This window comes from Leptospirillum ferrooxidans C2-3, assembly GCF_000284315.1.
Classification (GTDB): Bacteria; Nitrospirota; Leptospirillia; order Leptospirillales; family Leptospirillaceae; genus Leptospirillum; species Leptospirillum ferrooxidans.
Genome location: NC_017094.1, coordinates 561,970 through 574,251, shown reverse-complemented (window position 1 = coordinate 574,251; position 12,282 = coordinate 561,970). Strand labels below are relative to the sequence as shown.

The 12,282-nt window shown below is 51.9% G+C and carries 10 protein-coding genes; all 10 read right to left on the bottom strand.

Going from position 1 to position 12,282, the window contains the following annotated elements; translation table 11 throughout:
- Positions 1-59 precede the first annotated feature (59 nt).
- The 10 genes from LFE_RS12940 to pilO2 all read right to left on the bottom strand — a co-directional run bounded on the left by LFE_RS12940 (position 60) and on the right by pilO2 (position 12,280).
- Entirely contained in the window at positions 60-1,778 is a 1,719-nt protein-coding gene (locus LFE_RS12940) for a GGDEF domain-containing protein (RefSeq protein WP_014448801.1), read from the bottom strand.
- Positions 1,775-2,572 carry an HD-GYP domain-containing protein gene (locus LFE_RS03020; protein WP_014448800.1) on the bottom strand — a complete coding sequence of 266 codons (798 nt, stop codon included), beginning with the start codon at positions 2,570-2,572 and terminating at the stop codon, positions 1,775-1,777. The genes LFE_RS12940 and LFE_RS03020 overlap by 4 nt, the downstream gene beginning before the upstream one ends.
- A 486-nt stretch (positions 2,573-3,058) precedes the next feature.
- Positions 3,059-4,078, bottom strand: coding sequence for a tyrosine-type recombinase/integrase (locus tag LFE_RS03015; RefSeq protein ID WP_014448799.1), 1,020 nt, complete (start codon positions 4,076-4,078; stop codon positions 3,059-3,061).
- 661 nt (positions 4,079-4,739) lie between these two features.
- Positions 4,740-5,762 carry a shufflon system plasmid conjugative transfer pilus tip adhesin PilV gene (gene pilV / locus LFE_RS03005; RefSeq protein WP_014448798.1) on the bottom strand — a complete coding sequence of 341 codons (1,023 nt, stop codon included), beginning with the start codon at positions 5,760-5,762 and terminating at the stop codon, positions 4,740-4,742.
- Positions 5,763-5,765: 3 nt separating this feature from the next.
- The gene (gene pilM, locus LFE_RS03000) at positions 5,766-6,245 is read right to left on the bottom strand and encodes a type IV pilus biogenesis protein PilM (protein WP_014448797.1); all 480 of its coding nucleotides are present in this window, start codon (positions 6,243-6,245) and stop codon (positions 5,766-5,768) included.
- 12 nt (positions 6,246-6,257) lie between these two features.
- On the bottom strand, positions 6,258-6,827 hold the full coding sequence (locus LFE_RS02995; RefSeq protein ID WP_014448796.1) for a type 4 pilus major pilin: 570 nt from the start codon (positions 6,825-6,827) through the stop codon (positions 6,258-6,260).
- A gap of 72 nt (positions 6,828-6,899) precedes the next feature.
- The gene (locus tag LFE_RS02990) at positions 6,900-7,988 is read right to left on the bottom strand and encodes a type II secretion system F family protein (protein WP_014448795.1); all 1,089 of its coding nucleotides are present in this window, start codon (positions 7,986-7,988) and stop codon (positions 6,900-6,902) included.
- Complete coding sequence (locus tag LFE_RS02985) at positions 7,985-10,429, bottom strand: GspE/PulE family protein (protein WP_014448794.1); 2,445 nt, start codon at positions 10,427-10,429, stop codon at positions 7,985-7,987. The genes LFE_RS02990 and LFE_RS02985 overlap by 4 nt, the downstream gene beginning before the upstream one ends.
- Positions 10,426-10,914, bottom strand: a complete 489-nt coding sequence (locus LFE_RS02980; RefSeq protein WP_014448793.1) for a hypothetical protein — start codon at positions 10,912-10,914, stop codon at positions 10,426-10,428. Before LFE_RS02980 ends, LFE_RS02985 begins: the two co-directional genes overlap by 4 nt.
- Complete coding sequence (gene pilO2, locus LFE_RS02975; RefSeq protein WP_014448792.1) at positions 10,868-12,280, bottom strand: type 4b pilus protein PilO2; 1,413 nt, start codon at positions 12,278-12,280, stop codon at positions 10,868-10,870. The genes LFE_RS02980 and pilO2 overlap by 47 nt, the downstream gene beginning before the upstream one ends.
- Positions 12,281-12,282 lie beyond the last annotated feature (2 nt).

The following is a 12,282-nucleotide window of genomic DNA, read 5'->3' as shown; positions in this document are numbered from 1 at the left end:
AAACAATCTATAATTGGAGACGACTCTATTTAGGAAGCACCTTTGTCATTCATCAATATTTAAAACATGTTCCCCTTTTCCCCTGCCATGACCGTCCTGTTTCTCCCTTCCTTCTTGGCCTGATAGAGTGATTGATCGGCTTCTTTCATCACCTCGGCCAGGGAAGTCTCCGGAAAGAATTCCGCAAGTCCTGCCGATATGGTCACATTGAGTTCCTTCACCCTTTCCCATCTTGACTCTGTTGTCTTTCGGATCTTTTCCGCCACGACAAAAGCCTGGGATCTGTTTCCAAACACAATGATCGCGAATTCCTCCCCTCCAACACGCGCAGCCATATCTTCCCCCTGTCGCATACTGCTCCGGATGATTTCCGAAAATTCCCGGAGGACCTTATCTCCTGTTTCATGCCCATGCGTGTCATTAATCTCTTTAAAATGGTCGATATCCAGCATAATAAAGGTGTAAGGGGTTCCATGTCGGAGCATAAGAGCCACCGCCCTCTGGAAAAAGTCTTCCAGATATCGCCGATTGTACAAGCCGGTCAGCGGGTCAAGAATTGCTTCGTTCCTATGCCGATGCAACAGTCTGAGTTTTGAGAGAGACATTCCAACATGGGCCGCGACATCCCTTAAGAATGAACGGTCTTCTTCTGCCCATCCAAATACCCCTTGCGCCCTTAGCGTGATCGTCCCGAGAGTCTCTTCAGAGGACTGGATGGGGGCACAGAGATACGTTCTTTCCATCAGGCTATGTTCACATTGGTGGCAGCGGACCAATCCATTCCAGTCCTGATCGCTGATCAGTCCTCCCTTCCTCATAGCCCAGCATTCATCCACTTCGGAAAACGCTCCAAGATGGAAATGAATCTCTATCGGTTTTCCAGCAAATACCGACATCAAAGCTTGACGGGATACATTGAGGATGTCCTCTTCCCTGGACATGAAGCCCGAAGCCTGGATGATCATCGACAGGAGTTCGTTATACTGAAGTTTGCGCTCGGTATGTCCCAACGACTGTAATAGAGACTCTTTCATCGACCGGATGGACCCAACCAGATCCCTAATTTCCTCATCCTTTGGGAAAGATTCGAGGTGTCCGAACGCCATCTCCTCCCCTTTTGTCACTCCCCGAGACCAGATCGCCAGATCTTCCAGAGGTCTCAGAAGGGATTTTTCGACATAGTTTCGAAGAGGGCGCCCTATCCATAAGAGAAGAACAAGTTCCGAGAGAAGGAAAAAGACATTAAAAAGGATGACCAAGAACATCTGGTGGATACTCTTTATCTCCTGCGCCCGCAATTCGATGAGAAGAGGATCAATTTCCTTGTGGACCGATTCGAAAATGAGATTGGTGAGCGTTAGTGAAAGTTGTTCCCGTTCCTTCTTTCCAATGTCTGGAATGAAGAGGGCGTTTCCCAATGACCGGATCTGCAAGATGATTCCTTTGATCCTTTGTTCTGAAGGAGTGAAAACACTTCCTGGAGATTGCACGGCATATTCGGGTATTTTTGAGAGTATTTTCTGAAGGATGATATTGAAACGAAGTTTCTGGGAAGAACTGTGCGTTTCCACATACACGCTCAAAGGTTCCTGGAGCCTCAGAAAGTTCCGTTCGATTTGTTCATCGACCAGAATGCTCTTTTCCTTTTTGAGAACACCTTGTCCAACTGAAATGTAAAGGGCAATAAATCCAACCCATACAAGAAAGAAAAAAACCGCGCCAAAGCGGACCCGGTTGATCAATCTCTGGATGTAGCCCCGAATGGTTTTTTCTTTCATGAAGAAATTCCCTTTTTTTCGGCTACGGACTGCCCCAATGGAACAAGCAGAGCCAGATATTCTTCCGGCACAAAAAACTCCTGAATAAAACGGGGATGACTCCGGCCGAATTCAACCTGGTCGAAAAACTCTCTCGAAATATTCTCGAATGCGTGAACGACCTCAGGGTCGAAGAGTATTCCGGAATTCCGCTGGATCTCTTCGATCGCTTCTTCATGGGATTTCACAATGTTGTAAGAACGGCGGGATATCATCGCATCATAGCTGTCGACTACCCCAAAAATGCGGGACTCCATCTGAATGGCATCCTGTTTCAACCCTTTTGGGTATCCAGTCCCATTCCAACGTTCATGGTGCTGATAGACAATATCCTTCGCAAAAGCGAGGCTGGGAATTTGGGAGAGGATCGAGCGGCCATGGGCTGGATGCTGCCGCATAATGGACCATTCATTAGGAGTGAGTGCACCGGGTTTATTCAGAATATCCTGCTGAATCCGAATCTTTCCGATATCGTGGAGAAGGGCTCCGCCTCTCAATATCGTCAGTCGGGAAGGAGACAACCCCATTCTCTTCCCCAACTCTTCCGAGAGAATGCTGACCCGGTAGGAGTGAAATCTCTTCTCATAGGTCCATCGGTCAAGCTGGGTCATCATTTCCTCAAGAAAAACAAGAGTTGTTTGATGCAGAACGTCGAGGAGGGAAGAAACAGAATGCGAGGAGGGTGATTCCTGGATTTGAGGCGGATCGGATGAGGATGAGGGGATAAGGGTTGTATTCACGATAAAGTTTTCCAAGTCATTCCCCTTTTAAGAAAATAGGATCTTTTCCTATTAGCTCATTCCGTAGTGTCGGGGATGATGGCGAGGGAGAATCCAACCATACCAAAATGCTCTCACTCCACACGGATTGATTGAAAATAATTATTTATTTACTTATTCTGCAAAATATACAGCAACATGTATGCCAAAAAAATAAAAAAAATGATTCAAAAGACTTAAGGGATCTCCATGGTAGAAGCCACTGACAATAATGCCAACAAACTGACAAATAGATGGTCCAGATGAGGCATCCCCTCTGTACCACCAAAAATTTGTTCCTCTATTTTTCAAACAGACCATTGTGATGGGGGCAAACGCAGAAGTTTGAAGGAACTTAAAGGTACAGAAAATTGCTATATTTGAGAGTGGCTCCAACCGTGTATAAGATATCTTATTGCCGGCCGATCCCTAACTTGACCGATCATCAGTTATGATTCCGAACCATGCGTGTTCTGATTCTCTTTATGCAGACTCCTCCCGGACCGGTTCTTCCTCCTTTTTCATCCGGCAGAGATCTTCTATCCGTTTCGCGATCTTCTGAACAGAACTCCGTAAAATTTCGACAGTCGAGATCACGTACCCCTCAGTAACGTCTCCGGACTTGTGGTTCAGGAGCTTTTTCAGAAGGTAAGGTGGTATACCCATCTCCGCCGCGATCGTCGCAAAGGTTCTCCTGAGATCATGAATCGTGAAGGCAATTCCGGATTCCTCGATCACCCGAAATCGGGAATCGTCAATATCCCGGATTCGACCGGTAAGATCCTTTCCCGGAAAAACATGGGTAGATTTCCCCACATCCGGTTTTCGTTCCCGTAAAAGTCGAACCAGAAAATCCGGAAGTGGCAGAGTATGGTCCCTGTGATTTTTTGTATTTCTGGCTGTCAGGGTTCGGGACCGAAGATCAATGTCTTCCCACTTGAGGGACATGATCTCCGTTTTCCTGAGACCGGTAAAGAGTCCGACCAGGAAGATATCCCGAGCTGTGCGTTCCTGCCGGGTTTTGCTTTGAGAAGAAACGGCCTTGTACCATTTCGGAAGATCGTTCTTGTGAATGAGCTGTGTTTTCCTGATGGGAGTGAGAGCTATTCCGGCTACACGAAGGATCCTTCCAATATTTCGTTCTGGAATCCCAAATCTTGCAATCGCATAAGAATAAAGAGCCTTAAGCACCCTGACCGCAAGCGCCGCCTGAGCAGATCCGGATTTTTCCCGGATCCACGCGTATTTTTTGAGGATCTCGTCGTCCGTCAGAGACGAGAGGTCCCGTTCCAGCCAGTCGGCAAGATACTTCAGAACGACCCGGTTGTAACCCGTTCTTGTCGATTGGCGCAGAACACGCAGGGAAACATAGCTGTCGTAGCATGTTTGAAGGGAAACGACCGGCACGACCTGGTTTTTAAAGAGACAGGAAGAGGAACAATCGATTCGGATCGTGATGGAATGTTCAGAAGGAGGAACCACAATAATGATTGGAGTCTGCATGTGCTCTTATCGGAGACTCCTGGAAAAAGGAAGAGACAACCAATCTCTGCAGGAACGGTTAATACGACTACAACTTCTTGGGCGCAAGACAAAATGGGCCTATGGGTGAGCCCATGCCCGACATATACGCTCGAATACAATTACTGGAAAGGGGAATGTGGGTGCTATGCCGGGGAATGGGCGTGTTTTACAGGAATTGTTGCCAATAATCTGGCAATAATGGACCGAATGACTCAGGCATATGAAAATGGAGGTGGAGGTGGTTCTGCTGGAAATACGGCCCCTGGTGGTGGACCACCAGAATGGCAAAACCCCGGAGCACAGTGGTGAGTACCTCTAGAGATGGATTGGCCGTAGCAAAGCCATTGGCCAACCAATCTACTCGGGGGCGTTGTACCCAAACACGAACCAAGTCTCTTACTATAACCCTTGTGGAGTTTATCCCTACTACTCAGCTGGAGCTTGTACCGGAGCATGGGGATTGGGGATACATGCGTTTTGCGCTTTATCGGGGGAGGTTGGGTGGCCGGACGGACCCAACATGCTCGTGCCCACCGTAACGGGTGGCCTCCCGTCGTGGACGCTTTATTCTTGGAACGAGTCAGGAGACGTAGCCTCCCCAACAGCGACGTGCTTTGATTGATAAAAGGAAAAGCTCAATCTACAAGCATGGAACAAGAAAAACTGCCGAATTGTTATCGGCACCAAACACCCCAAAACAGATAGGGACACCTCCTATACTTACGCCCGCAGAGTAAGTCGGTCCTACTAACCCACACCCATATCCGGGGTGAGGAAGAGAGCATTGGGCATATCCAGTAGGTCCGTTAATATTTGCCACTCCCGAGTAGATTGGTTGTCCATTCGTGTTGATCGAACCGGAAGAAAGTGAATTTCCGTCCATGTTGACGGTCCCGTTCGGGCTGTTCAGGTTGTAGGTCTGCACCTGGTTGGCGTTATTGAGGTTGTTCCCGTTCATATTGATACTGGTCTGCATCTGGTTCGCCTGGGGGAATCCAGGAATATTTGAGCGATAGAGAAAATCCTGGGGCATGTTGTTTGCATTGAACTGCTGAAGGGCAATCAGGCTTCCCGGCCCCACTCCCGTAAAAGGGTATTGGGAAAAACTCGCCTTCCATGTTCCACCGGATCCCTGATAGCAGTTTGTTCCGCAAATCCCAGGGAGGGACAGGATATCCGACGTTGGGACAAATCCCCCTTGAGCCCCGATCAGGGTTGCGAGCTGGTTCAGGTGCGCGCCGGCCGGGGCCGTTCCCCCCTGGGTGACCACCGCTCCGACAAGAATACCGGCAATGGGCTGAAGAATCTCCCCCACAACTGTCTGCCCATACGGATCGACGGTGTTCGTTCCGGCCGGCAAGAACCCTGTGGCAACAAGAGCGGAGATTGGAATGACCGCCGGCTTGGTGGCCGTGCTCACCCCCTCGATCGCGGAATAATAGGCCTTCGTATACCCGGCCAATCCGTCCGAGACCTGTCGGATCTGTTGGGCGGTCGTCTGGTCCATGAGCGCGTGATGTTGTGTCTCGAGCCAGAAAGGAACCGTGTTCGCAATCAGGATCGTGCCGAGAGCCGTTGCAAGGATCATTCCCAGCAAAGATGAGTTTCCCCGATCATCCAGCCGAAAATCCGCCAAGGATTTCAGAAAGCAATGTTTTGACATTGATCAAACCTCCCAAAAAGACACGATAGAGCCATTCGGAACGAACGATGGAACACCGATGGAAACGGAAATTCCCGAGGGTGAAGCAAAGGTTCCATTTTTGTTCACCCCCACAAGAAGAGAACCGAAGGACTTGGCAAACTCCGGTCCCATCACAACATCCGGAGAGTAGACAAGAGATGAGGAAGGGGCGATCCAGGTCCAGGCAACCCCTCCCGAAACGGTGTTTCCGAACATCGACGGAAGGATCGTTCCAATAGGAAGACTCAGTGAGGAGACAGGAACCTCCCCGTTAAAGCCCGGATTGGCGTCGAGATAATTTGCCACCGCCTCTCGATACAACTGAAACAGGGTCGCTTCCTGGTTTGCCTCGAGGGAAAACCGGTTCGCATTTTCAAGAGTCGGCACACTTGTTCGGGAAACAGTCATGGACATCCCGGACAGAAGGAGTGCGATCGGAAGGATCCCCAGCAAAAGCCACATGTGTTCTCCGCTTCAGTCCGAAACCCAGGTGATCGTGTCGCTTCCGGAGGAACAGACCCCCTGGGCCATCTGAACGCTTACCGGTTGAGTGACGCTCGATCCGTTGACCGAGACGGAGTACCAGGAATTTCCTGTCGTGGTCTGCTCCAATGTTCTCATGCATCCCGAGCTCGTAATTCCGGCCAAGGTGATCGAGAATGTGCTGTAGTTTCCGGTCACCGTATAGAAAGAGGTTCCCGTCGGCCCCTGGAGCGTCGTCGTATTTCCAGGAATAATCATGTTGCTGGGAACGGATTTCGAGGCAATGAGGGCAGACGTCAGATCTCCTGACCCATAATTTCCCGGAGAAGCCACCTGTTTCACTCCGGTCTGAATTTCAAATGCCCCGGAGGACGAGATGGCGCTGGTCGTGCTCGAGAAGGCGAATTTAAAAACGCCTACCAGGGCGGCCAGAAGAATGATCCCCAAGCCGATTCCCAGCAGAATGGACATGGGTCCATCGTCAGCAACACCCCTTTCGTCCGAGAGTGTCCGGATCACCCGAATACGATTCTGTTTCCACCAGGCGATTGTCTTTGTCATTTCTTCCTCCTCTTCATTTTAACATGGTATTTTACTATACCATTATAATTTATTAGATAGAAAACAGGATCATCAAACCCCAAGTCCGCCCATCGCCTGCTGCACGATCTGGAGTATTCCAAGCCCCAGAAAACCGATCGCCACAGCGGCCAGTGTCATGGCACCGTAATTCAGATATTGGGCCTGACGTTCTATTTTCGGCAAACCGTCCTCCTTCCAGTCCCGCGCGAATTCTGCGAGGGCCGGTCCCAGATCGCCGTATTTTTCCCGAAGGGAAAGCCGGACGATGATCTCGTCGGAAGGGAAGTGGGTCCGGCTCTTCTCCATCGCATCTCCCAGTTTTCCGGTCCGCCGGTAAATTTTCATGACGGGAACAATCCTCGCCCGGAGGTACGGCGGCGCCTGTTTACGAATCTGCTCGAACGCCTGCATAACGGGAATGCCCGCTTCCAGCATGGCTGACAAACCCAGCAGAAATTCCGTTCCCATCATCATCCGGTAGATGGACCAGGGCGGAAGACGATCCAGAAACCTGCGTCCGGGAAAATCCCGACGCAAGGATCCCCACACCACCCCGATGACGGGGAAGGGGAACAGCACGATCAATAACCAGAAATGGTGAACGAAGGAGAAGAGGTCGAAAGAGATTCTGGCCGCCCCGAACAACCGGTCCTGGGAGATCTTGAACGCCTGGAAGATCTTGGGGAGCAGGGAATCCGAAATATAGACGGTAATCACCCCGATATTCAAAAACAGAAATGCCGGCTGCTGGAGTGCTCCCAGAAAGGCCCTTCGGATTTTTCTGGACTCGTCCATATTTGCGGCAAGAGTCGAAAGAAGGCGAACCATGATTCTGGAATCGCCGGTGGATTCCGCCGCATGGAGAATCATCGATTCCGACTCCGGAGTCAGATTTTCAATTGCTTTGGAAAAATCGCGACCGCGGCCGAGCCCCGCTCCGATTTCCACTAACGCGGCCTTCGGTGCGGAGGGAAGTTTCTTGAACTCCTCGATCGCGACACGGATCTGGACTGGGCTCATCGATGAGTCTGTCCGGAGAATGGAAGCCAGGTCGGCGTAGAACTTTCGTCGAACGCCAGGGCCGAACGAGAGCCTCTTTTTGAATGCATGGAGGTTTCCGGACAAGGAAATTGTTTTCATGAAAGCCCTCCGATAATTTCCCGGATCGTCCGGCTGTCGAGAGATCCTTTGTGGATCCATCCAAGACGGGCCTCGACATCGCGCGGATCAACGGCCCCCATCCGGATTTTTTCAAGCGCATGATCCATCATCGTACGACCTTCGAGTTTTTCCGAGAAGTAACGCCAGGCGTCCGTCATGCGTCCCCCTGCGACAAGATCCAGAATTTCCTGATCGGGAATGAGAATTTCCGCAACGATTGTCCTCCCGGTGATTCCCTGCCCATTGCAGGTGTCACATCCGCCGGCACGGTGAAAAAAAGCCTCTTCCGAATCCACAGAGACATCTTCCAGGCGTTTTAAAAGATCCGGTCGCAAGATTCCAGCTTTTTCCGCTTTCTCCCATGAAAGTTTGCAATCCGGACAAAGAAGGGGGACGAGTCGCTGGCAAATCATGCCGCGAAAAATCGTCGGGTCGCACAGGAGATCCCGTCGGACTTTTAATCCATCCAGACGCCGGGGAATGGAAAGAACATCGTTCGCATGCACGGTCGAATAGACCACATGTCCGCTCATGGCCCCCTCGACCGCCTTTTCGGCCGTCGATTCGTCCCGTATTTCGCCGATCATCAAAAGATTCGCATCAAAACGCATGATGCGCCCAAGAACCTCGGAAAAGAGGCCACCAGGGACAGCAATCTGGCTGGCTGTCGGAATCACGTACTCCGGAGGATCTTCGAGCGTCGCAAGATGGAGGCCCCTCCCCTCCTCGAGCGGATTCATCGACAGAACGATCGAGAGAACCGAAGCCATGGAGGTGGATTTTCCGGATCCCATGGGCCCGGAAAAAAGGACGATTCCATAGGACAATCCCATGAGATACCTTAATTGAGCCAAGTGATCCGCCCCGTACCCCAGAGTATCGATATCCTGGGCCGACGCAGTAGCGGTTCCTGAGCCGTACTGGAGCCTCAAGACCATCGTGATAGTCCCGAGGCCCGTCCCTCCCGTCGGGGCATGGAACTCCCGGATATTGAAGGTGCCCCGGGGAAGGTAATCCTGCCGAAACTGTCCATCCTGGGGTTTCTTGTCGGAAAACATATTATCCCGCCCGGAGGAATCGAGCATCGTGTTGTAGACAATCCGGGCGAGACGTTCTCCTTCGTCGTGGGTCAGTGTCTGTACGGGCTTGAGCCAGCCGTGGATCCTTAAAAGGATTCTCGTCCGGTCCCGTTCGATTCGGAGATGGATATCGGAGGCTTTCCTGGCGATGGCGTCCCGAATGATCTCCATGATTTTCCGGGCCTCGTCCCCCTCTGCCTTGTATCCGTCTGCGACAGACTCGGAGGGCAAGTTTTCCAGACGGATTTTCCGCAGGTGCTCGTATGGCACATACTGCGGCTTCGGAACTGGTTTGTCGCCAAAAATCTTTGGCCACAATTCCGGAACGAAATGCCGACAATAATAGTTCACATGCTGGTTTGTCTTGTGCTCCCTGGACACATAGAAACGGCCGTCCAGAAAGAGAAGAACCATGGAAGCGATATCTTCCGGTGCCCGAAAATCCGGAATGGTGCCTCCGGACGGGACCGAAAGGCATTCAGTGTCCCCCTCCCTGGAGTTGATGGATTCTTTTTTTTCTTCCAAAACCTCCGAAATTCCCTTTCCAACATCGGTTGCCAGAGACCTGGAGGGGGAACCTCCCGCAGAATCCTTTATCAGGGGAATCCCTGGAGCACATTTTTCTCCGGAATATTTTTTAGAGGTCTCCTTCTCAAGACTTTCCGCTGGCTTGCGGGCTTCTTCCTCCGTATTGATGCTCAAAAGCCCCATCTCGCCCAAAAGATGGGAATAGTCTTCCTCCTCACACTCTCGAAGCCTCTTCGCAAGAAGATCCCGGATTTTTCTGTTTGGAACATAGGAAATCCGAAATTGTCCAATGGTTCCCCTGGCCTCCATCCTCATGGAAGTTTGTCCTACAAAAAGGGCGAAATCCGAACTCCCGCGAAGGTCTTCCGATGCTACGATCTGACCATCCTCCATTGCAACCACTTTTTTGGAAAGAGATTCGGGGATGGGAATCCCGTCTTTTTCTGAAAAAACCTCATCAGGAAGAGATGTCTCCGGAGACTGTTCCATGTTGGAGGGGTCTGGCAATAAATTGGAACTCGGTGAAGAAGGGCCAGGAAGCTCCCTGAGCTTCGAAAGAACATTCGCAAAAATGGGTTTCTCGACCCAGAAAACCATACGCTCCCCTCCCTTCCCGGATGTTTCCAGATACTCGGAGAATCGGGCGATGTAGGCATCGACATCCGCCCTCCCCTTGAACTCTTTCAGAGCGAAGAGCTGGCCGTTTCCCATTCCCACAAGTCCCTCCAAAAGCGATGAGGGAGCCGGGAGGTCCCCGTCCGGTTCGGAAACCACCTCGACCGGGAGGTGGTGAGGAAGTTCGAAAACTTTCACGGATGCCCTCCTGTCCTCTGGTACGGAGGGGGAGGAGGAGAGAATCCGGAAAACTGGGGGATTCCCCCACCCTGGCGAGATCCGGACGCTTCTCCGTACGGATAGGTCACTATCGATCCGCGTTTTTGAACGGAAACTCCGGAGCCGTCTATCCTGATAACTCGGGTGCCATCCGGAAGTTTTTCTCCCTCCCGAACCCGGATTTTTCTTCCATCGGGCCAGGCCAGAACGGCATAGCGATTTCCGTCGATACCCGCCGCAAGAAGCGTCATGGGAGATCCTTGTGTACCCGTGTCGAGCGTTTTTTTCGCGCTATGCCCCGAGAGCTGCTTCTGTAGTTTTTTGATGGCGATTTCCCTTTTCAGAAGGGTCTCCTGCCGTTTGAGTTCGAAAAGGGAGCCCAGAGAACGATGACTGCCGTAGGTCCCCGGGGAACTTTCATCGGTCCCCGGGGAGACGGACGGAAGGGAGGGCCGTTCCCTCATACTGTCCCTTTGTTTTTTCGATTGGGCCGGAAGACTCCCTGGGGGCGAGGTTTCCGGAAACGGAGCCGAATTGACGCTCCCCGACAGAACTCCTCCCTGATTTTCCGAAGGGGGGAGAAGATTCGTGTTTCCCGCCTGGACCGGAGCCACTCTCACCAGAAGTTCCCCTCCCAAAGCGACCATCAGAACGGTCGTGAACCAAAATGATCGGCGCATGTTTTAATTCTCCTTTTAAAATCCACTGCGATTTTCCGGCCCAATCAAGGGAGCGGACGGAAAGGCCGTTGACCGATCCCAGGGCTGACAAAAGTCTGTCATCGGGAATATCGGGAAGGTTGACCGAAAATCCCGCACCACTCCCTCCGGAAAACCCCGGAAGAAACGAATCACCCGCCGCTTGATAGTCGAGATTGTAATATTCCAGTACAGAGGCAAGATCTTTCTTTTCCTCCTCGAGATCAGGAAGTCTCCCGACAGGAATTTCGTATTCCGGAACAGACAGGGAAATTCCGGTCTTGGCCCTGTTCTTTCCGACGAGTTTGACCCGGGAGGAAAGAGCCCTTTCGAGATCCCGGATCGTCCCCGATCCGGAGGATCTCTTCCACAGGATCCAGATCTTGTCCGGGCGACAGGAGATGCTTTGGACCGTCCATCCCACCGCGTCCGAGGGGATCCGGTTGACCGCCGAAAGACAACCCGCGACAAAAGCTCCGACAGGTACGATGCGGGCTGGCGGGGTCACATGAATGACCACATGCCGGGAAAGAAGCGCCAAGCGGGCGGCCATCTCCTGACGATCCCGAACGATCTTCGAAACGACGACAAAGCCGGCCAGAACGAGAAGGATCAAAACGGTGACCTTGATCGCCGCCCCCCTCCCCTCTCTTACCGAATGAAGCCTGGGAGGTTTCACTCCACTTGTCCGGATGGAATCTTCGAAGGCGGATGTTTTGACACCAGAAGCATCCCATGGAGAGGAAACATGGTCCCACTTGTGCTCTCCGACGATTCCGTCGAACCATGTCCGGATTTCTTCGACACTCCCCACCACATCGTCGTAGATGATTCCGTTTAAAATCTGGAATCCGATTGCAGGCTGTCCGTCTGGAGCCAACGCAATCAGTGTGTTCGCAGGCCACCCATCCGCAACAAGCGGAGCCAGGACAGGAAGCCCCGCTTTTACACCGTTCGCCTGATCGCAGTGGCCGACCATCGGCTCGATGTCTCCGGAGGTCACATAGAGATCGTTTTTGCTGTGGCGGGTTTTCTCGATCGCCTGTGGCCTGAGCGGCCGGTCGGGCGTGAGGGGTCCCCAGGAGAGGCCGACTGCATACTTTTTCTTTCCGATCCGGACGACCTGGGCCAATG

Excerpts from the sequence above, each read along its gene's own strand:
- LFE_RS02980 (WP_014448793.1), bottom strand. The coding sequence starts at position 10,914 with ATGAGGGAACGGCCCTCCCTTCCGTCCGTCTCCCCGGGGACCGATGAA.
- LFE_RS12940 (WP_014448801.1), bottom strand. The coding sequence starts at position 1,778 with ATGAAAGAAAAAACCATTCGGGGCTACATCCAGAGATTGATCAACCGG.
- pilV (WP_014448798.1), bottom strand. The coding sequence starts at position 5,762 with ATGTCAAAACATTGCTTTCTGAAATCCTTGGCGGATTTTCGGCTGGAT.
- LFE_RS03015 (WP_014448799.1), bottom strand. The coding sequence starts at position 4,078 with ATGCAGACTCCAATCATTATTGTGGTTCCTCCTTCTGAACATTCCATC.
- LFE_RS02990 (WP_014448795.1), bottom strand. The coding sequence starts at position 7,988 with ATGAAAACAATTTCCTTGTCCGGAAACCTCCATGCATTCAAAAAGAGG.
- LFE_RS02995 (WP_014448796.1), bottom strand. The coding sequence starts at position 6,827 with ATGACAAAGACAATCGCCTGGTGGAAACAGAATCGTATTCGGGTGATC.
- pilM (WP_014448797.1), bottom strand. The coding sequence starts at position 6,245 with ATGTGGCTTTTGCTGGGGATCCTTCCGATCGCACTCCTTCTGTCCGGG.